The organism is Rhodococcus sp. IEGM1428 (assembly GCF_050321865.1).
Classification (GTDB): domain Bacteria; phylum Actinomycetota; class Actinomycetes; order Mycobacteriales; family Mycobacteriaceae; genus Rhodococcoides.
On sequence record NZ_JBNQFW010000001.1, the window covers coordinates 1,212,713 to 1,236,188 of the forward strand.

General features: G+C 65.1%; 23 protein-coding genes. 13 read left to right on the forward strand and 10 right to left on the reverse strand.

Going from position 1 to position 23,476, the window contains the following annotated elements; translation table 11 throughout:
• Nucleotides 1-4: 4 nt before the first annotated feature.
• From mgtE to yaaA, 3 genes are read right to left on the reverse strand one after another with little or no spacing between them, the layout of a single operon-like run.
• Nucleotides 5-1,351, reverse strand: a complete 1,347-nt coding sequence (gene mgtE / locus ACQR3T_RS05650) for a magnesium transporter (RefSeq protein WP_428692727.1) — start codon at nucleotides 1,349-1,351, stop codon at nucleotides 5-7.
• Between the two features lie 40 nt (nucleotides 1,352-1,391).
• Nucleotides 1,392-2,603: a DUF2786 domain-containing protein gene (locus tag ACQR3T_RS05655; RefSeq protein WP_428692728.1), complete on the reverse strand. Its 1,212-nt coding sequence runs from the start codon at nucleotides 2,601-2,603 to the stop codon at nucleotides 1,392-1,394.
• A complete protein-coding gene (gene yaaA, locus ACQR3T_RS05660) occupies nucleotides 2,600-3,343 on the reverse strand; it encodes a peroxide stress protein YaaA (RefSeq protein WP_428692729.1) in 744 nt (247 codons plus the stop codon). The genes ACQR3T_RS05655 and yaaA overlap by 4 nt, the downstream gene beginning before the upstream one ends.
• A 70-nt stretch (nucleotides 3,344-3,413) precedes the next feature.
• Here yaaA and ACQR3T_RS05665 point away from each other — a divergent pair, with 70 nt between their 5' ends.
• Both ACQR3T_RS05665 and ACQR3T_RS05670 read left to right on the forward strand, forming a co-directional pair.
• Nucleotides 3,414-5,165 (forward strand): proline--tRNA ligase, encoded by a 1,752-nt coding sequence (locus ACQR3T_RS05665; protein WP_428692730.1) that lies wholly within the window; start codon nucleotides 3,414-3,416, stop codon nucleotides 5,163-5,165.
• Between the two features lie 76 nt (nucleotides 5,166-5,241).
• On the forward strand, nucleotides 5,242-6,966 hold the full coding sequence (locus ACQR3T_RS05670) for an acyl-CoA dehydrogenase family protein (RefSeq protein ID WP_032377076.1): 1,725 nt from the start codon (nucleotides 5,242-5,244) through the stop codon (nucleotides 6,964-6,966).
• A gap of 3 nt (nucleotides 6,967-6,969) precedes the next feature.
• Here ACQR3T_RS05670 and ACQR3T_RS05675 read toward each other — a convergent pair whose 3' ends face one another.
• Nucleotides 6,970-7,584, reverse strand: a complete 615-nt coding sequence (locus ACQR3T_RS05675; RefSeq protein WP_428692731.1) for a TetR/AcrR family transcriptional regulator — start codon at nucleotides 7,582-7,584, stop codon at nucleotides 6,970-6,972.
• Between the two features lie 82 nt (nucleotides 7,585-7,666).
• Here ACQR3T_RS05675 and ACQR3T_RS05680 point away from each other — a divergent pair, with 82 nt between their 5' ends.
• On the forward strand, nucleotides 7,667-9,121 hold the full coding sequence (locus ACQR3T_RS05680) for a DHA2 family efflux MFS transporter permease subunit (RefSeq protein WP_428692732.1): 1,455 nt from the start codon (nucleotides 7,667-7,669) through the stop codon (nucleotides 9,119-9,121).
• Here the strand turns inward: ACQR3T_RS05680 and ACQR3T_RS05685 are convergent.
• A complete protein-coding gene (locus ACQR3T_RS05685) occupies nucleotides 9,084-9,524 on the reverse strand; it encodes a ferritin-like domain-containing protein (RefSeq protein ID WP_428692733.1) in 441 nt (146 codons plus the stop codon). The two genes, ACQR3T_RS05680 and ACQR3T_RS05685, sit on opposite strands and share 38 nt — an antisense overlap.
• Nucleotides 9,521-10,063, reverse strand: coding sequence for a hypothetical protein (locus ACQR3T_RS05690; protein ID WP_428692734.1), 543 nt, complete (start codon nucleotides 10,061-10,063; stop codon nucleotides 9,521-9,523). The genes ACQR3T_RS05685 and ACQR3T_RS05690 overlap by 4 nt, the downstream gene beginning before the upstream one ends.
• 127 nt (nucleotides 10,064-10,190) lie before the next feature.
• On the opposite strand from ACQR3T_RS05690, the gene rimP reads away from it, so the two are divergent.
• The 8 genes from rimP (at nucleotide 10,191) to ACQR3T_RS05730 (ending at nucleotide 18,545) form a co-directional block, all read left to right on the forward strand.
• Nucleotides 10,191-10,766 carry a ribosome maturation factor RimP gene (gene rimP, locus ACQR3T_RS05695; RefSeq protein WP_032378206.1) on the forward strand — a complete coding sequence of 192 codons (576 nt, stop codon included), beginning with the start codon at nucleotides 10,191-10,193 and terminating at the stop codon, nucleotides 10,764-10,766.
• The gene (gene nusA, locus ACQR3T_RS05700) at nucleotides 10,763-11,770 is read left to right on the forward strand and encodes a transcription termination factor NusA (protein WP_032377079.1); all 1,008 of its coding nucleotides are present in this window, start codon (nucleotides 10,763-10,765) and stop codon (nucleotides 11,768-11,770) included. The genes rimP and nusA overlap by 4 nt, the downstream gene beginning before the upstream one ends.
• A gap of 96 nt (nucleotides 11,771-11,866) precedes the next feature.
• Complete coding sequence (locus tag ACQR3T_RS05705) at nucleotides 11,867-12,199, forward strand: YlxR family protein (RefSeq protein WP_196249085.1); 333 nt, start codon at nucleotides 11,867-11,869, stop codon at nucleotides 12,197-12,199.
• Nucleotides 12,200-12,296: 97 nt separating this feature from the next.
• A complete protein-coding gene (infB, locus tag ACQR3T_RS05710; protein ID WP_428692735.1) occupies nucleotides 12,297-15,182 on the forward strand; it encodes a translation initiation factor IF-2 in 2,886 nt (961 codons plus the stop codon).
• Between the two features lie 154 nt (nucleotides 15,183-15,336).
• Nucleotides 15,337-15,627 carry a DUF503 domain-containing protein gene (locus ACQR3T_RS05715; RefSeq protein WP_032377081.1) on the forward strand — a complete coding sequence of 97 codons (291 nt, stop codon included), beginning with the start codon at nucleotides 15,337-15,339 and terminating at the stop codon, nucleotides 15,625-15,627.
• Between the two features lie 104 nt (nucleotides 15,628-15,731).
• A complete protein-coding gene (gene rbfA, locus ACQR3T_RS05720; protein WP_032378208.1) occupies nucleotides 15,732-16,220 on the forward strand; it encodes a 30S ribosome-binding factor RbfA in 489 nt (162 codons plus the stop codon).
• A 1-nt stretch (nucleotide 16,221) separates the two neighbouring features.
• Nucleotides 16,222-17,220 carry a DHH family phosphoesterase gene (locus ACQR3T_RS05725; RefSeq protein ID WP_428692736.1) on the forward strand — a complete coding sequence of 333 codons (999 nt, stop codon included), beginning with the start codon at nucleotides 16,222-16,224 and terminating at the stop codon, nucleotides 17,218-17,220.
• Nucleotides 17,217-18,545, forward strand: a complete 1,329-nt coding sequence (locus tag ACQR3T_RS05730; protein WP_032377083.1) for an MATE family efflux transporter — start codon at nucleotides 17,217-17,219, stop codon at nucleotides 18,543-18,545. The genes ACQR3T_RS05725 and ACQR3T_RS05730 overlap by 4 nt, the downstream gene beginning before the upstream one ends.
• Here ACQR3T_RS05730 and ACQR3T_RS05735 read toward each other — a convergent pair.
• Genes ACQR3T_RS05735 through ACQR3T_RS05750 form a run of 4 tightly spaced genes read right to left on the reverse strand, consistent with a single transcriptional unit; the run spans nucleotide 18,534 to nucleotide 21,640 of the window.
• On the reverse strand, nucleotides 18,534-19,628 hold the full coding sequence (locus ACQR3T_RS05735) for a sulfate/molybdate ABC transporter ATP-binding protein (RefSeq protein ID WP_428692737.1): 1,095 nt from the start codon (nucleotides 19,626-19,628) through the stop codon (nucleotides 18,534-18,536). The two genes, ACQR3T_RS05730 and ACQR3T_RS05735, sit on opposite strands and share 12 nt — an antisense overlap.
• Nucleotides 19,625-20,437: an ABC transporter permease gene (locus tag ACQR3T_RS05740; protein ID WP_428692738.1), complete on the reverse strand. Its 813-nt coding sequence runs from the start codon at nucleotides 20,435-20,437 to the stop codon at nucleotides 19,625-19,627. Before ACQR3T_RS05740 ends, ACQR3T_RS05735 begins: the two co-directional genes overlap by 4 nt.
• A complete protein-coding gene (gene modA, locus ACQR3T_RS05745) occupies nucleotides 20,434-21,225 on the reverse strand; it encodes a molybdate ABC transporter substrate-binding protein (RefSeq protein WP_037173978.1) in 792 nt (263 codons plus the stop codon). Before modA ends, ACQR3T_RS05740 begins: the two co-directional genes overlap by 4 nt.
• 16 nt (nucleotides 21,226-21,241) lie before the next feature.
• Nucleotides 21,242-21,640 carry a TOBE domain-containing protein gene (locus ACQR3T_RS05750; RefSeq protein WP_032377085.1) on the reverse strand — a complete coding sequence of 133 codons (399 nt, stop codon included), beginning with the start codon at nucleotides 21,638-21,640 and terminating at the stop codon, nucleotides 21,242-21,244.
• 243 nt (nucleotides 21,641-21,883) lie between these two features.
• Between ACQR3T_RS05750 and ACQR3T_RS05755 the strand changes: the two genes are divergently transcribed.
• Nucleotides 21,884-22,807 carry a metallophosphoesterase family protein gene (locus ACQR3T_RS05755; RefSeq protein WP_428692739.1) on the forward strand — a complete coding sequence of 308 codons (924 nt, stop codon included), beginning with the start codon at nucleotides 21,884-21,886 and terminating at the stop codon, nucleotides 22,805-22,807.
• On the forward strand, nucleotides 22,804-23,469 hold the full coding sequence (locus ACQR3T_RS05760; RefSeq protein WP_032377087.1) for a 4'-phosphopantetheinyl transferase family protein: 666 nt from the start codon (nucleotides 22,804-22,806) through the stop codon (nucleotides 23,467-23,469). Before ACQR3T_RS05755 ends, ACQR3T_RS05760 begins: the two co-directional genes overlap by 4 nt.
• Nucleotides 23,470-23,476: the final 7 nt, after the last annotated feature.

The window sequence follows — 23,476 nt, forward strand, 5'->3', positions numbered from 1 at the left end:
CTGATCACACGCCCAGAACGGCCTTCGCGATGAGGAAGTAGACGATCAGACCCGTTGCGTCGCAGAAGGTCGAGATGAACGGCGTCGAGAAGACGGCCGGATCCACGCCGATCTTCTTGGCAACCAACGGCATGGCACCGCCGACGGTGGCCGCAATGGTGCAGATCGACAGCAGGGTACTTCCGATAACCAGTCCGAGGTGCCAGTCGTAGACGAGTCCTGTGATGGCGAAGCCCAGGGTGCCGAGCATCGCACCCATGGTCGCGCCGACGCGAACCTCTCGAAACAGCACTGCGGCAATGTCGCGCGGACGGACGTCGCCGAGTGCCAGGGCTCGGGTGACGGTGGTCGCTGCCTGCGATCCCGTGTTGCCTCCGGTCCCGGTCAACAGAGGGATGAACAGGGCGAGAGTGACCACGGCGGCAAGAGCATGCTCGAAGATCTCGAGTACCTGCACCGTGAGAATTGCCGACAATGCCAGGACCAGTAGCCACACCACACGGGAGCGAACGATGGCGAGCACCGGTGTGGACAGGTAGGGACGCCGTAGTGGCTCCGAGCCGCCTGCCCGGGCGGCGTCCTCGTCCTCTGCCTCCTCGAGGATGCGCGCGGACTGCTCGAGGGTGAGAATGCCGATCAGCCGTTCCTCCGAGTCGACGACCACCACCGCGGGACTACGGTGCTCGAAGCACAGCCGGGACGCGATCTCGGCGGACGAGTCCGCCTTCACCACCGGGTGATCCGAGTACAGATCGCCCACCGGGGTCGTCGGCGCCGCGGTCGCCAGGTCGGCAAGAGTCACCACACCGACCAGCGTGCGGTGCTGGTCGGTGATCGGCAGGAGGTAGACCGATTCGGCATCCGCGCCGGTACGACGAACAGCATCGAGCGCCTCGGCCACCGTGGTATCGGAGTGCACGCGTACGTATTCGGGACTCATCCGTCGACCGACCGATCCCCGGTCGTAGCCCAACATGGGTGCCGTCAGCGATCGCTCCGCGGCGGAGAGTCCGCTCATCATCCGGTGCGCGACGTTGGACGGAAGTTCGTCGAGCAGTTCGACTCGGTCGTCCGGGTCGAGGTCCTCGAACAGCGCGATGACGTCGTCGCTACGCAGGCTCTCGAACAACTCGCTGCGCACCGTGGCGTCGAACCGCTCGAACACCGACACCGCCTCGTCCTTGGGCAGTAGGCGAAAGAGCACCGCGCGGCGAGCGGAGTCGACTCGCTCGAGTATCCGCACCGCATCGGTCGTCGACACGCCTGCCATCAACGTCGACAGCGCGGCCATGTTGCGCTCGGAGAGCAATTCCGAGGTTCTTGTCATGATGTCGTCGAGAGTCTCGGGCACAGAATCATTTTGCCTTGCGAGCCGGCAGTGGAATCACACCTCAGCGCGAGAGGTCGGCCCGATCCGCAGCCGCCTGGCCCGAGTCCCAGCCCTCCGCGTCCAGACGCGGACCGCGCATCGGCTTCGCCGTCGGGAACAATCGATCGAACTCGGCCTCCACTGCGACCGTTTGCGCCGCCAGTATCGGTAGTAGATCACCGGAGTCGTGGCGCGCCTCCTCGAGTACGTGCGCATCGGCGTCGGTCAAGCGATCTCCGACTCGGATCGCATATGCGTACAGGAAGGCCTTACCGAAGGCAGCCGAGCCGGCTTTCTTGCGCTTCTTCGCCTCCGGCGAATGACCGAGGGCGCGGGTTGCCTGGACCAGCAGGGAGGTGAACAGCAATTCGGTCTGTTCCACGTCCACCGGGGCACCCATCAGGGTTGCGACGGCGAACTCGGAGTCCCAGATCGCCTTGACGCGGTTGGCAGTTCCGACGACGTGCAGCAGTTGCGCCTTGGCGGGCGCATGGGGGCCGTCGACATGTACTCGTCGGCCGTGAATATCGATGTGGCCCTGCGAGAGCAGCATGGTGTCGATGGAGTAGCGCGTCATCAACTCCTGCGCCTTGGCCGTCAACGTTTCGGCCTCCTCCTCGAAGTCCGTGGCGTCGGCTTTGGCCAACAGACCACGAATCTTGCTCAGCATCTTGGTGTTCGGCGAGTCGGAGCCGGAAACGCCCTGCAGCGTGGGACGAGTGCGCGGCCACTGGGACGGCTTGGGGCCGAGCTGAGGCCATCGGGGGAGTGTCTGCCATTGCCCGAGCAGGGTGAGCACATCGAGCCACTGATCACTGGCGGCGATGTAGTCGGACTTGCCGGAGGAGGTGAGGTATGCCGTCAGGAAGTCGGGGGTGGACTCGACCCTCGTCGCAACTTTCGGGAACTGCTCGCAGATGGACGACATCTGATCCACCCAGTCCTGCGGGGCCCGCGAATCCGCATCGGTGAGATCGGCTTGATGCAGCAGTGCCGCCGCCGCAAGGGTGGCCACGGCCACCGTGTGCTGACGCCGCACGACATGCACCAGATCCATGGGCTGCCAACCGTTTTCGTACATAGTCTCGATCATGTTCGTCAGTGCCAGAGAGCCGAGAGCGGTCGCGTCCATCGACACCAGCCGATCGGCGACGTCGTCGGCGACGCGTTGGCTCTTGGTCTTGCCCACGGACGCGTCGGCACCGCGGCGGAGCAGACCGGGGATATCGCTCATTCGGTGAGCACGATCAGCTCGGTCGACGACGCCACTTCGACTCGAAGACCCGCTTTCGATGCCACACGCGCAACGGCTTTCACGTCTTTGGGCTCGGCGGTGGTCAGCGTCAACGCGCGTGCCAGCAGTCCCTTGTGATGCTTGTTGAAGTGGCTCACCACCGATCGGCTGCCGTCGGGCTTCTCGGTGAGCACCGTAGCGGTGATCGCGCCGGGAACGGGACCGAGCTGTTGATAGGTGCCGGAGCGGAGGTCGACGACGATGCCCTCGTCCTCGGCGAGGATCGCGTCGGACAGTTCCGGCTTCCAATGTGATTGCAGTGTGCCGAAGTCGGGAATCGTCGATCCGCCGGAGAGCCGGTAGGACGGAATCGGATCGGACGCCCGGACGGCCCCGAACAGCGCCGATCCGATCCACAGTCTCGCGTGTGCGCGGGCGCGACCGGCCCTGGTGAACGACGGCGCATCGAGTGCGTCGTAGAGCACGCCGGTGTACCGCTGCAGGGCGGGCGTGGTGGGGGAGGACCACAATCGGGCGTTGCGTTCGATCTCGTCGACCTGGGTGGGACCGAGGCCGAGTGCCGTGATGGAGGCATCGACGTCGCCGGACAACTCGACCAGGGCATCGGCGAGCTTTCGGCGAAGGGGCAGCAACGACGGCAACGCCAGTCGGTCCAGATCGAGGGGTGCTCCGGAACCACCGTCGGACTTCGTCTCGGAGGGAGGAAGGAGAATCAGCACGATGGTCAAGGCTACTCACTGCACGGCCACCTGCTCACAGGTGCTGCGCAACCGACTAGTCTGACAACCCGTGATCACCCGTCTTTCGCAGCTGTTCCTCCGTACCCTTCGCGACGACCCGGCCGACGCCGAGGTCGACAGCCACAAGCTGTTGGTTCGCGCCGGCTACGTTCGTCGTATCGCGCCGGGTGTCTACTCGTGGCTTCCCCTCGGTTTGCGGGTCCTTCGCCAGGTCGAGCGCGTGGTACGCGAGGAGATGAACGCCATCGGTGCGCAGGAGATCTCGCTGCCCGCCCTGCTGCCGCGCGAGCCCTACGAGACCACGAATCGGTGGACCGAGTACGGCGACGCACTGTTCCGGTTGCAGGACCGCAAGGGCAACGACATGCTGCTGGGGCCCACCCACGAAGAGCTGTTCGCGCTGACGGTGAAGGCCGAGTACAACTCCTACAAGGATCTTCCGGTCACGCTGTACCAGATCCAGACGAAATACCGCGACGAGGAGCGTCCCCGCGCAGGCATTCTGCGCGGGCGCGAATTCGTCATGAAGGACTCGTACTCCTTCGATATGGACGAGGACGGACTGAAGAAGTCCTACGCCGCCCACCGTGAGGCCTACCAGCGCATCTTCGCCAGGCTCGGCGTCTCCTACGTCATCGTCGCTGCGACGTCCGGTGCCATGGGCGGCAGTGCATCCGAGGAATTCCTCGCCGAGAGCGACATCGGCGAAGACACGTACGTTCGATGCGTCGAGTCGGGTTACGCGGCGAATGTCGAGGCCGTCACGACACCGGCACCCGAGCCGATCCCCATCGAGGGGCAGCCGGCTGCAGTCGACTACGAGACGGGCGATACCCCGACCATCGCGACTCTCGTGGAGTGGGCCAACGGTGCCGATCTGGGCCGTACCGTCACCGGGGCCGACACTCTCAAGAACATCCTGCTCAAGGTTCGTAATGCCGAGGGGGAGTGGGAGTTGCTCGCCGTCGGGCTGCCCGGCGACCGTGAGGTGGACGAGAAGCGGCTCGAAGCATCGCTCGAACCCGCCGAGTTCGCCTTGCTGACCGACGCGGACTTCGCGGCCAATCCGTTCCTGATCAAGGGGTACATCGGACCGCGCGCGTTGCAGGCCAACGGTGTTCGCTACCTCGTTGATCCGAGGGTCGTCGACGGGACGTCGTGGATCACCGGCGCGGATGTCGAGGGCAAGCATGTGGTGAACCTCGTGGCCGGTCGTGACTTCGTTCCCGACGGCACCATCGAAGCGGCCGAGGTACGCGACGGAGACATGTCTCCCGACGGTCGTGGTCCGCTCGTCAGTGCCCGCGGGATCGAGATCGGACACATCTTCCAGCTCGGGTACAAGTACACCGATGCGTTCTCGGTCGATGTCCTCGGCGAGGCCGGTAAGCCCGTCCGCCTGGTGCAGGGGTCCTACGGCGTCGGTGTCTCGCGTCTGGTTGCCGTCATCGCCGAGCAGATGCACGACGACAAGGGCCTGCGGTGGCCGTCGGAGGTAGCGCCTGCCGATGTTCATCTGGTGATCGCGAACAAAGACGACGCTGCGCGTACGGGTGCGGAATCCATTGCAACGCAACTGGATATGCAGGGAATCGAGGTTCTGTTCGACGATCGCAAGGCGTCGCCGGGAGTGAAGTTCAAGGACTCGGAACTGATCGGCGTTCCGCTCGTGGTCGTTCTCGGCCGCGGCTGGGCCGACGGCAAGGTCGAGATCCGCGACCGCTTCTCCGGTGAGAGTCGCGAACTGGACGTCGATTCGGCGGTCGAGGAGATCGTGAAGGCCGTGCGGCACACCCCGTAGGACTTCTCTCGCGATCTTTCTGCGCGGTCGTTTACCCGCTGGTAGCTTCGGGTCAACGACTAGGAGAGGTCACACCGTGGCTCAGTATTCGCTGTTCGATCCGACGACTTTCGACCCGGCCGAGCTCGACGAAGACTCTCGCCGACAGCTGCGCGCACTGATCGAGTGGTTCGAGAGCCGCGGTAAAGGCAGGCTGTTGGCGGACGATCTCGACAGCGTCTGGCCGGCAGACTTTCTGGAATTCGTCGCCGAGCAGAAGTTGTTCGCGACGTTCTCCACACCCGCCGCGTACGCCGACGGATTGCCGAACACACGATGGGACGCCGCGCGTAACGCTGCGCTCAGCGAGATTCTCGGGTTCTACGGTCTGGCGTACTGGTACACCTGGCAGGTCACCGTCCTCGGGCTCGGGCCGATCTGGATGAGTGCGAACGACGACGCCAAGCGCCGTGCCGCAGCCGAGTTGGACCGCGGTGGAGTCATGGCCTTCGGCTTGTCCGAGCGGGCACACGGTGCCGACGTGTATTCCACCGACATGCTGTTGACGCCCTCGGCCGACGACGCCGACCTCGAGTTCACCGCGTCGGGGGAGAAGTACTACATCGGAAACGGCAACGTGGCCGGGATGGTGTCGGTGTTCGGTCGGCGCACCGATATCGAGGGACCGGATTCGTACGTGTTCTTCGTAGCCGACAGCGCGCATCCCGCGTATCAGTTGCGCGAGAGTGTCGTGCACGGCCAGATGTACGTCAGTACGTTCTCGCTGGAGAGCTACCCCGTCCGTGGGCAGGACATTCTGCACACCGGTGCCGATGCCTTCTCGGCGGCACTGAACACGGTGAACGTCGGCAAGTTCAATCTCTGCACCGGTTCGGTCGGCATCTGCGAGCATGCGTTCTACGAGGCGATCACACATGCGAACAACAGAATTCTCTACGGAAATCGCGTCACCGATTTTCCGCACGTGCGCAGCGCATTCGTCGACGGTTACTCGCGCCTGATCGCGATGAAACTCTTCAGCGCCCGCGCGGTGGACTACTTCCGTGCTGCCGGACCCGAGGACCGGCGCTACCTGCTGTTCAATCCGATGACGAAGGCAAAGGTCACCTCGGAGGGCGAAACCGTCGTTCGGCTGTTGCACGACGTCATCGCAGCCAAGGGGTACGAGAAGAACACCTACTTCCGTGAGGCCGCCCAGCTGATCGGAACGCTTCCCAAGCTCGAGGGCACCGTGCACGTCAACGTTGCGCTGATGCTCAAGTTCATGCCGGCGTACATGTTCTCGCCCACCGACTACCCCGACGTCGGCACCCGAACCGAGCCGGTCGACGACAGTTTCTTCTTCGCTCAAGGCCCGGCAAGAGGCGCGAGCTCGGTGCGGTTCCACGACTGGAATCCGGTGTACCAGAAGCACTCCGGTATCCCCAATGTCGGACGGTTCTACGAGCAGGCGCAGGCGTTCAGGTCGTTTCTCGCCGAGTGCGCGCCCGACGAAGCGCAGCAGAAGGACCTCGACTTTCTGCTCGTGGTGGGCCACCTGTTCTCGCTCGTCGTCTACGGTCACCTCCTGCTCGAGCAGGCCGACGAGATCTCGAACGAGATGATGGACCAGATCTTCGATTTCCAGATCAGGGACTTCTCCGGCTATGCCGTCGCGCTGTACGGGAAGCCGTCGTCGACTGCTGCGCAACAACAGTGGGCTCTGGATTCGATTCGTAAGCCGGTGGTCGACGGCGACCGTTTCGAGACGGTGTGGAACGAGGTCGTCTCGTACGACGGTCGGTACGAGATGCGTCCGTAGCCTTTACAGCAGTCCGGGATCGGCCGGAACGAGCTTGGTTCCGAACGCGCACATCGTCATCTCGTGCAGCCCAGCGCTGTCCTCCGGATGCTCCGGTGCCTGCATCGATATCAGGACATTGAGCAGCATTCCGTGCGCGATGAACTGCCGTGCCTGATCTTCCGAACACCCGGTTCCGTCGCGGATCTGGCTGTAGATCGCGCCCATTCCTTCTCGTGCCTGGCGGCCGATCTCGGGTACCGCCCCTGCGCCGAACCCGTGCATCATGACCATCAGCAGGTCGCGATCGGCCACCAGATCGGCGTAGGCACCGCCGAGGTCGGCCCAGGTCTCGTCGTCGGCTGGGTCCAGGGGCCCCGAGGCCAGCACACCGTCGAACGCCGTCATGATGCCGTCGATGGAGCGTTGGAAGACCAGTCGAAACAATTCGACCTTGGTTCCGAACATGCGGACCACGTACGGCTGCGATACGCCCGCTTCCTTCGCCACCGCATCGGTACTCGTTCCGGCGAACCCGCCGCGTGCAAACGCACGGGTTGCGGCGTCGAGGACGAGTTCTCGACGGTCGGCCGCGTCCATCCGGGTTGCTCTGGGCTTGGGCGTGGGAGTGTCGGACATATTGACAGGTTATCAGTCGATAACTTACGGTCGTTCATAAGTAATCATTCGATGCTTACAAACTCGAGACGGGACGTTCGCCGTGACCGCTACAGCCTCTCCGCCTGCACACCATCCTGTCGCTCGGTCGATTCCGGTGTGGCTGGGAATCCTCGCGGCTTCCCTACCGATGTTCATGGCAACACTCGACAATCTGGTGATGACCAGCGCGCTGCCGGTCATTCAGCAGGATCTGAACGCGTCGGTCGGCCAGCTGCAGTGGTTCCTCAACGCCTACACCCTGAGCTTCGCCACGTTCATGCTCACCGCGGCGACGCTCGGTGACAGGTGGGGCAGACGGGCGGTGTTCCTCGGTGGCATCGCGGTCTTCACCGCCGCTTCGGTGGCCAGTGCACTCGCCACGAGCCCGGCCATGCTCATCGCGGCGCGGGCTGTGCAGGGCGTAGGTGCTGCCGCGATCATGCCGTTGTCGTTGACCCTGCTGGCCGCGGTGGTACCGATGGGCAAGCGCGCCATGGCAATCGGGATCTGGGGCGGAGTCTCCGGCCTCGGTGTGGCCCTGGGGCCGGTCGTCGGTGGAGCCGTCGTCGACGGCATCTCCTGGCAGGCGATCTTCTGGATCAACGTTCCGGTGGCACTGGTTGCAGTACCGCTCGGCTACACAGCGCTGAAAGAGTCGACGGGACGGACTCAGCCGCTCGATCTGCTCGGTGTGGTGCTTGCCGGCGGTGGCGTCTTCCTGTTGGTGTGGGCGGTGGTTCACGGCAACGACGACGGATGGGCGTCGACCACAGTGCTCACCAGTGCCATCGGGTCTGCGGTGTTGCTCGTCGCGTTCGTCGTGCGAGCGTCTCGCACCCGGTATTCGGTACTGCCGTTGGCGCTGTTCCGATCACGTAGTTTCACCCTCGCCAACGTCATCGGAATCACGTTCTCGCTCGGCATGTTCGGAGCTGTGTTCCTTCTTGCGCAGTACCTGCAGATCGTCATGCACTACACACCGTTCCAGGCAGGCCTGCGTACGCTGCCCTGGACCGCAGCGCCGATGGTGGTCGCGCCGATTGCGGGCCTGCTGGCGGAGCGCGTCGGGCTTCGTGGATTGCTGGTCAGCGGCTTGGCGCTGCAGTCGGTGTCGCTGGTGTGGATGGCTCTGATCCTCGGGCCCGACACCGAGTACCTGTCCATGGTCCCGGCGCTGCTGATGGCCGGCGTGGGCATGGGCCTGACGTTCGCGCCGTCCGCGACGGCAGTGTTGCGCGACATGAAGGTCGACGATCACGCCACGGCGAGCAGCGCGAACTCCACGATGCGCGAAGTGGGTATCGCGCTGGGGATCGCGGTGCTGACCGCCGTGTTCATCGGTAACGGCGGATCGTTGACGCCCACCGGCTACACCGACGCTCTGGCACCGGCCCTACTCGTCGGCGCGGGAGCAGTCGGGATCGGACTGGTCGCGGCACTGTTCATGCCGGGTCGTTCCGCCGCTGGGGCGGAGGCCGTCACGGTCGACCGGGAAATGCCGTCGACGAGGGTGTGACCCCCAGGATCTGTTGCCACGTCGCGAGCCGAACCGCGGCGTCGGTCAACGCCTGGACTCCCATCTCGCGTGTACCACCGGACTGGCTGCGTTCGATCAGCGAACGCCACGCCACACACGTGTCGATTTCGGCCTGGGCAGCCAACTGAGTGGCCGAGATCGCGTCGGTCACCGGAAACGGTGATGCGTATGCGGGATCGGGGAGGGCGACGGCGACACTGGCTGCCTGGAGCGCGTCGATGGTCGCGTCTCTGCGCGCGCGATGGGCAGCAGTGTTGGTTGCGACCAGATCGGCGCGCGTGGGGTTGGAGAACGCCGCGACGACGCCGTAGGCGAATACCGCCGCGTACTCGGCTTCGAGGGCGTCGACCAGACCTTGCTGTTCCGGACCGAGATCGCTCATGCCAGCACCACCAGAGCCGACACTGTGCACGACGCACTGATCGAACCGAGAAGACCGGCCCGATAACCGCTTTCGTTTCGAGCCGCGTCCGCTGCACTGCGAGCGGATGCGGTCAACATCTCCCGCACCGCCGCGATGTCCGGTGGCGGAGCCGGGGGAGCGACGGTGGTCGTGCTGGCTGACGTGGAGGTGTCGGTCGTTGCACCGGTGGCGCGGGCGATCTCGGTGTCGAGCGCATCGGCGTGCTCTGTCCGCTGAGCCGCAACGACTCCGAGCGCAGCTGCATAGTCGGGAATCGCGGTCGCTGCCGCGGTGGCATCCGTTGCGTCGCTGCGGGCAGCACGCAGCTGTGCGGTCAGAGAATCGAGCGCGGGGCCGGAGATCTCGTCCTGGGCGCAGGCCGCAACGGTGGAGACGGTGGCCGCAGACAGGGCTGCGGCACCGGCGAGTCGGAACAACCCGCGGCGACTGAGCGCAAAGGGGGCGATCGGCGTGGGCACCCCGACATCGTGCCAGACCGCAGCGCCTGCACGTGCCATGCCCGTGTGTCGTGACGCGTGCGTGGTCACGAGCAGTGTCCGCGGGGCGGTAGTCTGTTGGTTCGGCAAACGCAGTCCGGCTGCCGCTCGCCGGATCGCCCACAACTACACACGAGGAGTTCGCGACATGCCTGTTCCGTCCAAGGAGAGGGTTGTCGAACTACTCGCCGACCTCGTTCGAGAACGTGGCTACGACCTCGAAGACGTGAACGTCGTCGCAGCAGGCAAGCACAGCGCGGTGCGCATCATGGTCGATCGAGAAGAGGGCATCGACCTGGACGCGCTCCCGGAGCTGAGCCGCGAGATCTCCGACGCCTTCGATGCGGTGACGGATTTCGGTGAAGCGCCGTACACGCTCGAAGTCACCACTCCCGGAATCGACCGGCCCCTGACCGAGCCGCGGCATTGGCGTCGGGCCCGCGGACGCAAGGTGCGCATCGAGTTGGCCGAGAGCAAGCTGGACGGTCGGGTCGGTCTACTCGACGGAGATTCGGTCACTGTGGTGACCAAGGAGAAGGGCGTGCTGTCGACGCGGTCGATAGTTCTGACAGACGTTGTGAAAGCTGTTGTGCAGGTGGAATTTTCAAGGCCCACCGCCGAGGAGATGGACTTGGCGGGTGGCGTGGTCGGCAGCAGGCCCTCGCCTGCGAACACCGACGAAATCGTGGATGTGGAAGCACCGGAAGAAGGGTCGAACAAGTGAATATCGACATTGCCGCACTGCGGGCGATCGAGGCGGACAAGGGAATTCCGATCGAGATGGTGATCTCGACTATCCAGACCGCGTTGTTGACCGCCTACCGACACACCGAGGGACACCAGTCCAACGCGTGGATCGATGTCGATCGCAAGACCGGATCCGTTCGCGTGATGGCCAAGGAAATCGACGCCGACGGCAACGTGATCTCCGAGTGGGACGACACCCCGGAGGGCTTCGGGCGTATCGCAGCCACCACCGCGCGCCAGGTCATTCTGCAGCGCCTGCGCGACGCCGAGCACGAGCGGTCGTTCGGTGAGTACTCCACTCACGAGGGTGAGATCGTCAACGGCGTCATCCAGCGCGACACGCGCGCCAACGCCAAGGGCACCGTCATCGTGCGCATCGGCAGCGACGCCAACGGGGCCGACGGACTCCTGCCTCCCGCCGAGCAGGTTCCGGGCGAAACCTACGAACACGGCGAACGCATCAAGTGCTACGTCGTCGGAGTCGCTCGGGGCAACCGGGGTCCGCAGATCACGCTCTCACGCACCCATCCGAATCTGGTGCGCAAATTGTTCGCCCTCGAGGTACCCGAGATCGCCGACGGTTCCGTGGACATCGTGGCGGTCGCACGCGAGTCGGGTCATCGGTCGAAGATCGCTGTCGCCTCCACGGTGTCGGGCCTCAATGCCAAAGGTGCCTGTATCGGACCGATGGGGCAGCGGGTGCGGAACGTGATGAGTGAACTGGCGGGCGAGAAGATCGACATCATCGATTTCGACGAGGACCCGGCCACGTTCGTCGGGAATGCGCTCTCACCGTCCAAGGTTGTCTCTGTGACGGTCGTGGATGCTGCTGCTCGCGCGGCTCGCGTGGTGGTTCCGGAGTACCAGCTCTCTCTCGCGATCGGCAAGGAAGGACAGAACGCTCGACTGGCTGCCCGACTGACCGGTTGGCGTATCGATATCCGCAGCGATGCGGCGGCACCCGAGACGACCAGCGCATAGGGCCGGAATGCGGAGTTCGAGGCAATACAGCGGTAGAGTGGTCGATGGTCCGGTAACGAAGTCTCTTCCCAGAAGCATGAACGCGAGTATCCGGTTGTGAAAGCCCGGCCGATTCGTACATGTGTCGGGTGCAGGGAGCGAGTTCCGGCCGCCGATCTGTTGAGGATCGTGGTTCGAGAAGCTGGTTCGCACGAATTCGCTCTCGTCCCCGACATCCGGCATTCGATGCCCGGCCGTGGTGCGTGGTTGCACTACAACCGAGAATGCCTGCACAATGCGGAGCGACGCCGAGTTTTCGGTCGTGCGTTTCGGATATCGGGAAATGTGGAATCGTCCGCAGTGACAGCCGTGCTCGACGAGCACGGCCGACTACCGGCCGAGGATACGACAAGAGCAACACCCGTCGACAAGAACAGGCAACAGCACTGATGAGCACACCGTGAAGCACCAACGATGAACGTCCATCGGAGATAACCCGAGGTCGTGCGGGCACCAAGCCTCGCTCGGCCTCTCAGTGAGGAGAGCAGTGGCAGGCAAGGCCCGCGTGCACGAGTTGGCAAAAGAACTCGGTGTCACCAGTAAGGAACTACTCGCACGGCTCAAAGAGCAGGGCGAGTTCGTCAAGTCCGCATCATCCACAGTCGAGGCCCCGGTGGCTCGTCGACTTCGTGAGTCCTTCCCGTCCGAGAACTCGGACGCGTCGGCACCCGCCGCATCTGCACCCAACGGTCGCGCAGCAGCCGATCGCGCCGCCGGCAGCACCGCGAAACCGGGCACAGCAAAGCCGGGTGGACCCCGTCCGGGACCCAAGCCGGCACCCCGCCAGGCAGAGCCGGAAGCACCCGTGGCCCCGGTAGCACAGGCACCCGTCGAAACACCCCCGGCTGCGCCCGCTGCTCCGGCACCGGCCGCTCCCGCTGCTCCGCCCGCTGCTCCGGTCGAGCAGGCACTGGCAGCGTCGGCCGACACCGGCGACGCAACGCAGGCCCCGGCAGCACCCAAGCCTGCAGGTCCCGGCCCCAAGCCGGGCCCCAAGGCTCCGCGTGTCGGTAACAACCCGTACTCCTCGGCCCCCGTGGAACGACCGGCTCCTCGGCCGGCTCCCGGTGCCCCGCGCCCCGGTGGCGGACGTCCCGCGCCCGGACAGGGTGGGCCTCGTCCCGCCACACCGTCGGCCGGCAGTCGTCCGGCTCCCGGTCAGGGTGGGCCGCGTCCCGCTCCGGGCCAGGCCGGACCTCGTCCGAGCCCGGGCTCGATGCCTCCTCGCCCCAATCCGGGTGCGATGCCGACCCGTTCGGCTCGTCCGGGACCCGCAGCAGGACGCCCCGGTCGCCCCGGCGGCGCACCGGGCGGACGTCCGGGTGGCGGCGGCGGCGGTGGCTACCGCGGCGGTGGCGCCCCCGGCGCTCCCGGTGGTGCCCCCGCAGGCGGCGCTCCCGCAGGCGGCTTCCGGGGTCGTCCCGGCGGCGGTGGCCGTCCCGGTCAGCGCGGCGCAGCAGCAGGTGCATTCGGTCGTCCCGGCGGAGCAGTCCGTCGTGGCCGTAAGTCGAAGCGGGCGAAACGCGCCGAGTACGAGAGCATGCAGGCTCCCGCAGTCGGCGGCGTCAGGCTGCCCCGCGGCAACGGTGAGACAATTCGTCTCGCCCGCGGCGCTTCGCTGTCGGACTTCGCGGACAAGATCGACGCGAACCCGGCCGCACTGGTGCAGGCACTGTTCAACCTCGGCGAGATGGTCACTGCGACGCAGTCGGTCAACGACGAGACGCTGGAGCTGCTCGGCGGCGAGATGAACTACGTCGTTCAGGTCGTCAGTCCCGAGGACGAAGATCGTGAACTGCTCGACTCGTTCGACCTCACCTACGGCGAGGACGCCGGCGGCGAGGACGATCTCGAACAGCGTCCCCCGGTGGTCACCGTCATGGGCCACGTCGACCACGGCAAGACTCGACTGCTGGACTCGATTCGTAACACCACGGTGCGCGAAGGCGAAGCAGGCGGCATCACGCAGCACATCGGTGCCTACCAGGTGTTGACCGAGCTCGAGGGCAACGAACGTCTCGTGACGTTCATCGACACCCCCGGTCACGAGGCCTTCACGGCCATGCGTGCCCGTGGTGCCAAGGCCACCGACCTCGCGATCCTGGTGGTTGCAGCCGACGACGGCGTCATGCCGCAGACGGTGGAAGCCATCAACCACGCCCAGGCGGCCGATGTGCCGATCGTGGTTGCGGTCAACAAGATCGACAAGGAAGGCGCGAACCCGGACAAGATCCGGCAGCAGCTGACCGAATACGGTCTGGTCGCCGAGGAATACGGCGGCGAGACCATGTTCGTCGACATCTCCGCCAAGCAGGGCACCAACATCGATGCCCTTCTCGAAGCGGTGCTGCTGACGGCCGACGCGTCGCTCGATCTGCGCGCCAACCCGGACATGGACGCTCAGGGTGTTGCCATCGAGGCCCACCTCGACCGTGGTCGCGGGCCGGTCGCGACCGTGCTCATCGCCCGCGGAACGCTCCGTGTCGGTGACTCGATCGTTGCCGGTGACGCGTACGGACGCGTTCGCCGAATGGTCGACGAGCACGGCGAGGACGTCACCGAAGCGTTGCCGTCCCGGCCCGTTCAGGTCATCGGCTTCACGTCGGTGCCCGGTGCAGGCGACAACCTTCTGGTCGTCGACGAGGACCGGATCGCCCGTCAGATCGCCGATCGTCGGAATGCACGCAAGCGGAACGCGCTCGCAGCCAAGAGCCGTAAGCGCATCAGCCTCGACGATCTCGATGCAGCTCTGAAGGAGACTTCGCAGCTCAACTTGATCCTCAAGGGTGACAACTCGGGAACCGTCGAGGCTCTCGAAGAGGCGCTGCTCGGTATTCAGATCGACGACGAGGTCGAACTGCGGGTCATCGACCGCGGTGTCGGTGGCGTCACAGAGACCAACGTCAACCTGGCGTCGGCATCCAACGCGATCATCATCGGCTTCAACGTTCGAGCGGAGGGCAAAGCCACCGAGCTGGCCAACCGCGAAGGCGTCGACATCCGGTACTACTCGGTGATCTACCAGGCGATCGACGAGATCGAGAAGGCCCTCAAGGGCATGCTCAAGCCGGTGTACGAGGAGGTTGCCCTCGGGCAGGCCGAGATCCGCGCGCTGTTCCGTTCCTCCAAGGTCGGAAACATCGCCGGTTGCCTCGTCACCTCCGGTACGATCCGTCGCAACGCGAAGGCACGACTCATCCGAGACAGTGCCGTTGTTGCGGAAACCGTCACGATCTCCTCGCTCCGTCGCGAGAAGGACGACGCGACGGAGGTCCGTGAGGGATACGAGTGTGGTTTGACGGTGACGTACTCCGACATCAAGGTGGGCGATGTCATCGAGGCGTACGAACTCCGTGAAAAGCCGCGCGACTAGAACAGATGCGGAGCCGAACGGCTCCGCATCCGGTCGCGTCGGCTCGGTGGTGAAGCCAGGGGAGTGACACTGCGCTCCGACTTTCGAGCCGGTGGTGGTACGACAGTTGTACCGCCACCGGCTTTGTCGTCGGAGCCGATCGAAGGACGTCAGCGTGTATCTGGGTGCTCTGGAGTTGGACGTGTTGTTGGGGGACGTACGTTCGCTGGCCGAGAAGCGGTCGATGATGGAACCGGTACTGGGTGATCTGCAGAGGTTGGGAGTGTCGGCTGCGGAAACCGGTGAACGAGAACGTATTCGACGGTCGTTGCTGGGAGTGGCGGCCGCTGGAACCGATGTGGACCTGCTGCACGACAAGCTGGACGAATGCGAACGGCACGTCGCCGAACGTCACGATCTGGAATTGTTGGCAGTACGTCGGAGAATATTCGGACCCGAGGATTGATTCGGGAAGTCCTGTCGAGCACTGTTCGGCAGGCGTGTACATCGCAGCCGCCGGGACGTCGAACTTCGGTCGACGTCCGGCCATGAAAGAGGAGTGTGATTGTCGTGGTGGATCAGGCCAGGGCTCGTAAGTTGTCCAAGCGAATCGCTGCCATCGTTGCGACGGCGATCGATCACGAGATCAAAGATCCGCGGCTCGCCTTCGTGACCATCACCGACACCAAAGTCACCGCTGACCTGCACGACGCGACGGTGTACTACACCGTGATGGGCGAAGACCTCGATACTCCGCCCGATCTGCAGGCTGCCGCGGCAGGACTGGAGAAGGCCAAGGGTGTGCTGCGCTCGAAGGTCGGAGCCGGAACGGGTGTGCGGTACACACCCACCTTGACGTTCGTGACCGACACGGTGCCCGACACCGCGCGCCACATGGAAGACCTTCTCGAACGCGCCCGCGTGGCCGACGAGGAACTGGCCCGTGCGCGTGCGAACGCAAAACCTGCCGGAGACCCGGACCCGTACAAGGCCCCGCGCGAGGATTCACCCGCCGACCGCGGCGATGCAGAGGCCGTCGAGCCAGCCGAAGCCGACTGACATGTCCGATGGTTCGGGGGCAGAGTCGCAGCAGGACGAGGATCTGGCGCGGGCTATCGAGATGCTCGAACGTGCATCGTCGGTGACCGTTCTGTGCCACGTGCAGCCCGACGCGGACACGATCGGTAGCGGGCTGGCGCTCGGCTCGGTACTCGAACGTCGTGGCGCCGCTGTGCAAGTGGCCTTCGCAACGCCGGCTTTTCTGCCCGAGTCGATGAACGAGCTGCCCGGCCGGCACCTGCTGGTCGACGCCGACAAGGTGGCCGACACGGTGGATCTGGTCGTCACTGTCGACGCCGGAAGTCGGGGCCGGCTGGGGTCGTTGGGTGACCGGCTCGATACTGCGTCGACCAGCCTCGTCATCGATCATCACCGCAGCAACACCCGATTCGGAACGGTCAACGTGGTGCATGCGTCAGCGGAGTCGACCACTGCTGTGATCGCGCGGCTGTTCGACCAGTGGGGTGTCGAGATCGACGCCGATCTGGCGCACCTGCTGTTCGCCGGCCTGGTCACCGACACCGGATCGTTCCGATGGGTTCGCCCGGGTTCACATCTATTGGCCGAGAGACTGCTGGCGACGGGTATCGACGGCGCACACATCGCGCGCAAGCTGCTCGATACTCACCCGTTCGAGTGGCTGCCGATGCTCGGGTCGGTGCTCGGTTCGGCATCGTTGATTCCCGAGGCGGCCGACGGGCGCGGGTTGGTGTACGCGGTCATCCGGAGCGAAGACGCGGCCGGATTGCGGTCGGAAGAGATCGAGAGTGTCATCGACATCGTCCGCACCACGTCCGAAGCCGAGGTGGCTGCCGTGCTCAAGCAGCAGGACTTCGGCACGGTCTGGGTGGTGTCGTTGCGGTCCAAGACCGAGGTGGACGTGTCGGCGGTGGCGTGTGCGCTCGGAGGTGGCGGACACCACAACGCGGCCGGTTACACCGCAACCGGTGAGCTCGGCGATGTGATCGACGCTCTGCGCGGAGCCTTGTCCACGTCGTGAGTTCCTCGCCGGTCACCGCTCGTCGAATTCTCGGCTTGTCCCTTCCCTCTCTCGGTGTCCTCGCCGCCGAGCCTCTCTACCTGTTGTTCGATGCCGCTGTGGTCGGCCGACTCGGCGCCCTGGCGCTCGCCGGCCTGGCGATCGGTGGTTTGGTACTCGCGCAGGTCAGCACCCAGTTGACCTTCCTGTCCTATGGCACGACTGCCCGAGCCGCTCGTATGCACGGTGCCGGGCGCGAACACGATGCCGTAGGTGAGGGGGTTCAAGCAACCTGGTTGGCATTCGGGCTCGGGGTCGTCATCGTGGCGGTCGTGCAACTCGCGGCCGAGCCTGTGGTGTCGGTCTTGACCGGAGGTGGCGACATCGCCGCCGAGGCGATCGCGTGGCTGCGCATCGCGCTGCTGGGTGTGCCGTTCATCCTGATCTCGTTGGCCGGAAACGGGTGGATGCGCGGTGTTCAGAACACCGTGACACCGCTACGTTTCGTTGTGCTCGGCTTCGGTGTGTCGGCGGTACTGTGCCCGCTTCTGGTTCACGGGTTGTTCGGATTCCCACGATTGGAGCTGGTCGGATCGGCCGTGGCCAACGTGATCGGTCAGGGCGTCGCCGGTGCATTGTTCGTCGTCGCGGTGGTTCGAGAAAGCACCGAACTGCGTCCGCGATGGTCGGTGATGCGTGCGCAGTTGATACTCGGTCGCGATCTCATCGTGCGCAGCCTCGCGTTTCAGGCCTGCTTCCTCTCCGCGGCTGCGGTCGCGTCGAGGTTCGGGGCCGCCTCGGTCGCCGCGAACCAGGTGGTGCTGCACATGTGGAACTTGGTGTCACTCATGCTCGATTCGTTGGCAATTGCCGCGCAGACCCTCGTCGGGGCTGCGTTGGGTGCCGGCCGAACCGAGGATGCGCGCGCACTGGCATGGCGCTTGACAGCATGGTCGACCGTATTCGCCGTGGTCCTGGCCGGCGTGTTCGCCGTCGGGCGTTCGTTCGTCCCGGGCCTGTTCACCACCGATGCATCGGTCGTCGATCAGATGCATGCGATCTGGTGGATCTTCGTTGCGATCATTCCCATCGCCGGCGTGGTGTTCGCGTTGGACGGGGTGCTGCTCGGCAGTGGCGATGCAGCGTTCCTACGAAACGCCACCATGGCATGTGCCGTCGTGGGTTTCCTGCCGTTCATCTGGTCCGCTCTGGTCTTCGACTGGGGCTTGGTGGGGATCTGGATCGGGCTCGGTGTCTTCGTCGCCTTGCGCATGCTCGCGGTGGCCGGGCGAGTGCTGTCCGGTAAGTGGCTGGTGATCGGCAGCGATCGTCAATTACGACGGTGACGGCAACGCGGGATGCAGTGCAACTTCGAGGCTCTTCACCACGAAGTACACGCTGCGCCCCGGCTCGAGCCCCAGATCGGAGACCGCTGCGGGGGTGATGTCGGCGGCCATTCCGGGCGAGCCGTCGGGATGCGGACGAGATCGGACGCGAATGCCGGAGCCCTGCACCTCCATCTCGTCGATCACGACCTCGAAAACGTTCCGTGGGCTGGCATGGGGGGCTGTCGGGTGCACCGAGACCGCGGCGGGGGAGAAGACCGCGACCAGCGACGTCCCGGTGACGTGTTGCCCTGATCCATGGACCGTCAAGCCCCAGCTCGTGGTCAGTGCGGTCGTGCCGTCGGCGTCGGCCGCGCGGCCGGAGAGCAAATTGACCCCGGCGATCCGGGCACCGAATTCGCTGCGGGGAGCGGCGAGTACCTCGGCAACCGACCCTCGCTCGACCACGCGCCCACCGTCGACGATCGCGACGGAGTCGGCCAATGCGACCACGTCGAGCAGATCGTGGGTGACGATCAGCGCCGTGCGGGAACTGTCGCGCACTACCGATCGCAGCACTCTGCGGAGCGCCGGTGCTGTCTCGACATCCAACGCCGCAAGAGGTTCGTCGAGCAGCAACAGTCGAGGATCGGCGGCAAGAGCACGTGCGATCGCTATGCGTTGGGCCTGACCACCGGACAATTGGTCCGGGCGACGATCGGCCAGATGAGAGGCTCCTACCGCGGCCAGCCACGTGTCGGCCACAGTCTTCGAGGACGCTCGGCTCTCACCCGCGCTCCGCGGCGCGAAGGCGACGTTCGTTCGAGCGTCCATGTGGGGAAACAGGAGTGCGTCCTGCGCGAGAGTGGCAACACCTCGCGCGTGGATCGGAACGAAGGTCTTCGACGAGGTGTCGGTCAACGTCTCCTCACCGAGCCGGACGATGCCGTCGTCGGGTGCCACCGACCCCGACACCAGCTGCAGCAGTGTCGATTTGCCGGCCCCGTTGGGGCCGAGGATGGCGACCGTCTCACCCTCTTCGACGTCGAGTTCGATGTCGACGCCGCGGACATCGACAGTGGCGCGAACGTGCAGCGAGCTCACAGCGAACCCGACGATCGAGTGCCGCGCGCGGTGACGACGACGACGGCAGCAACCAGGATCAGCACCAGCGACAGCGCCACCGCGGCATCGGGATCGGCCTCGCGCTGTAGATAGATCTCCAGCGGCAGGGTTCGGGTGACTCCTTCGAGCGAGCCCGCGAAGGTCAAGGTCGCTCCGAATTCGCCGAGTGCGCGTGCGAACGCGAGGACGGTACCGGATATCAGTCCAGGCAAGATCAGGGGAACTGTGACGCGGCGCAGAACGGTGGTCGGAGTTGCCCCCAGAGTCGCCGCAACCACGTCGTAGCGACTTCCGGCCGTACGCAGTGAGCCTTCGACACTCACGACGAGAAACGGCAGCGACACGAACACCTGCGCCAACACGACGGCGGAGGTGGTGAACGCGATTCGGATTCCGAACGCTTCGAGATGTTCGCCGAGCAGGCCTTGACGGCCGAATGTGTAGAGCAAGGCGATACCGCCGACCACCGGAGGCAGGACCAGAGGGAGTACGACCAGGGAGCGGAGTACCGACAGGCCACGAACAGTGCTGCGGGAGAGCACGATTGCCATCGGTACACCCAGCAGCACGCACATCACTGTGCTGGCTGTGGCCGTCTTCAGGCTCAGGACCAGCGCTGCGACCGCAGACTCCGAGGTGACGAGACCGACGAAGTTCGACCAGTCGATGCGGGTGAACATCGCGGCAAGGGGTGCCACGACAACGAGCGCGCCGACGGCCGCCGGAACGAAGATCCACAGCGGTACCCCTACCGCCGATCGCCCGCCATCGGCGACGCGTACGGTCACGGGGCGGCGAAGCCGGCTCGGGCGAGGACGTCTCGGCCGACTTGTCCGGTGACGAACTCGGCGAACGCGCGAGCGGTGGCGTCGTTCTCGGACCCATTCAGTGTCGCAACCGGATAGGTGTTGACGGCTTCGCTCGATTCCGCGAACGGCACTGCTGTCACGGCGTCACCCGACCCTGCGGCGTCCGTGACGTACACCAGCCCGGCATCGGCTTGACCCGACGTGACTTTGCCCAGTACATCGGTGACCGACGATTCCTCGCTCACCGCCGGTATGTCCGTGCCGGTCGCGGCTTCCACGGCTGCCGTCGCCGCACCGCACGGCACCTGAGGTGCACAGATCACCGTCAGAATGTCGGGGTTCGCCAGATCGGCGAACGATGTGATGCGATCCGGGTTGCCCGGCGCGGTGACGATGGTCAGTGTGTTCGAGGCGAAGTCGACGGGATCACCTGCCACCACGCCGGCGTCGACCGCCTTCGTCATGTTCTTCGTATCCGCGGAGGCGAAGACATCGGCGGGTGCACCGGAGATCAGCTGCGTGGCCAGATCGGAGGATCCGGCAAAGCTGAACTCGACCGAGGTGCCGGGGTGCTCGGCCTCGAAGCGCGTACCCAGTTCGGTGAACGTCGCTCGCAGGGATGCTGCGGCGAAGACGGTGATGTCACCCCCGACGGTATTGCCGGTCGCGGCCGGATCGGATGCACCGGATTCGGATGCCCTGTCGCATCCGGTGAGGACGAGAGTGACGGCAACGAGAGCCACGAATGCCGGTCTGAGTGTCTGCACTGAAATCTCCTGCGATCTAGGGTGTCTCGACGATGACCGTGGTGGCCTTGACGACCGCGACAGTCACCTTGCCCGGCTCCAGTCCGAGTTCACGAACGGACTCGGTACTCATCAGGGACACGATGGAAAAGGGCCCACACTGCATGGTGACCTCGCTCATCACTGTGTCCGAGACGACTCCGGTGACGAGCCCGACCAGTCGGTTGCGGGCAGAACTGCCGCCGGAGGCCACTTCGGGTGGGGGCGCGGCATGCTCGCGCGCATAAGCGGCGAGGTCACTGCCGGCGATCACCTTGCGCCCTGTCTCGTCCTCGAACGAGGCGAGTGTGCCGCCGTCGATCCACCTCCGCACGGTGTCGTCACTGACGCCGAGCAGTGCGGCAGCGTCTCGAATGCGGACCGGAGGCACCGTCATCGCGTCACCCGCGCTGTCTTGGTCGTCCGCAAAAAAGCCATGAAAGGCACTATATAGCCGAATCTGCGGTTGAGGCGACCGGATTGCCTCCAGGGCGGCCGGGACCGTCGGTCATGACGGGAGCTACCGCTTCACCCCGCCTGGATGCGCCGCGGAATCTCCGTGGAGGATTGAGCGTTGATACGTTCTCGGACGGTTCGGCGACTCGACGTCGACGGCCGAACGGATCGGAAGGGGTCATCAGTGGCAGCGAAGCTGTGGGCAGTGAGCGACATTCACGTCGGACATCGGGGCAACAGGCCTGTCACCGAGGACATCTTCCCCGAGTCTCCCGACGACTGGCTGATCGTGGCCGGTGACGTGTCGGAGAAGACCGACGACATCAAGTGGGCGCTCGAACTGCTGCGCAGTCGTTTCGCGAAGGTCATCTGGGTTCCCGGAAACCACGAGCTGTGGACGACGGTGAAAGATCCCGTCCAGATCCACGGAGCAGCCCGATACGAGTACTTGGTCAACCTGTGCCGTGAGATCGACGTCGTCACTCCGGAGGATCCGTACCTGCTGTGGGAGGGAGAGGGTGGTCCGGCGACGATAGTGCCGATGTTTTTGCTGTACGACTACACCTTCCTGCCGCAGGGAGCTCGGGACAAGGAGCACGGACTGGCGATCGCGCGAGAGAAGAACGTCGTCGCCACGGACGAATTTCTGCTGTCCTCGCAGCCGTATGCCACGCGGGATGCGTGGTGCCATGCGCGCATCGACGCCACTCGTGACCGGCTCGATGCCCTCGATACAACCGTTCCCACGGTGCTGGTCAACCACTTTCCGATGGTCCGTCAGCCGACCGAGGTGCTCTTCTACCCGGAGTTCGCGCTGTGGTGCGGGTCGACTCTCACGGCGGATTGGCACACGCGGTACAACGCGATCTGCTCGGTGTACGGGCACCTGCACATTCCGCGTACCACCTACTACGACGGCGTTCGCTTCGAGGAGGTGTCGGTGGGCTACCCGCGCGAGTGGCAGCGCCGTGGACTGCCGAAGAACGTTCTGCGACAAATTCTTCCGGTTCCCGAGTATCCGCCGGGGTCGTTGAACAAATGGGGCGGGCACTTCACCGTGACTCCCGAGATGGAAGCAGAAGTAGAGAAGATGAGGGCGGGCAAGTGATCGAATCCATACTTCCGAACGGTGTGGTCTCGGCCGAACTGTTCGTCGACCCACCGGATTTGGTGCCCCACCCACTCGAAGCCCCGTTGGTCGCCAAGGCTGTGGACAAGCGCAAGCGTGAGTTCACCTCGGCTCGGCACTGTGCTCGAGTGGCGATGGGAAAGCTGGGCGTGGAGCCCGCACCGATCATGCGAGGCAAATCCGGTGCGCCACAGTGGCCGAAGGGTGTGGTCGGATCGTTGACGCACTGCGACGGTTATCGCGGTGCCGTATTGGCCTATTCGATGCAGGTGCGATCGGTCGGCATCGACGCCGAGCCGCACGGGCCTCTACCCGACGGTGTGCTGGAGGCGGTGAGCCTCGAGGCAGAGCGAGACTGGCTCGCGACCGCGGGCCGCGAGGACGTGCACTGGGATCGAGTGTTGTTCTGCGCCAAGGAAGCGACGTACAAGGCCTGGGAGCCGTTGACCGGACGGTGGCTCGGTTTCGAGGACGCGCACATCACCTTCGAGCGCACCGGCTCCGGTGACGACATCTCCGGGACGTTCAGATCCGAACTGCTGGTGCCCGGCGATACTGTCTCCGGGCCTCCTCTGACGTCGTTCGACGGTCGATGGATGGTGGCCGGCGGACTGGTGATGACGGCAATCTCGGTGATGTGACGACCGG

Bases quoted from the DNA above. Each gene is read 5' to 3' on its own strand.
- ACQR3T_RS05655 (WP_428692728.1), bottom strand. From the start codon at position 2,603: ATGAGCGATATCCCCGGTCTGCTCCGCCGCGGTGCCGACGCGTCCGTG.
- ACQR3T_RS05675 (WP_428692731.1), bottom strand. From the start codon at position 7,584: ATGTCCGACACTCCCACGCCCAAGCCCAGAGCAACCCGGATGGACGCG.
- ACQR3T_RS05685 (WP_428692733.1), bottom strand. From the start codon at position 9,524: ATGAGCGATCTCGGTCCGGAACAGCAAGGTCTGGTCGACGCCCTCGAA.
- ACQR3T_RS05690 (WP_428692734.1), bottom strand. From the start codon at position 10,063: ATGGCACGTGCAGGCGCTGCGGTCTGGCACGATGTCGGGGTGCCCACG.
- rimP (WP_032378206.1), top strand. From the start codon at position 10,191: ATGCCTGTTCCGTCCAAGGAGAGGGTTGTCGAACTACTCGCCGACCTC.
- ACQR3T_RS05725 (WP_428692736.1), top strand. From the start codon at position 16,222: ATGTCCGATGGTTCGGGGGCAGAGTCGCAGCAGGACGAGGATCTGGCG.
- ACQR3T_RS05750 (WP_032377085.1), bottom strand. From the start codon at position 21,640: ATGACGGTGCCTCCGGTCCGCATTCGAGACGCTGCCGCACTGCTCGGC.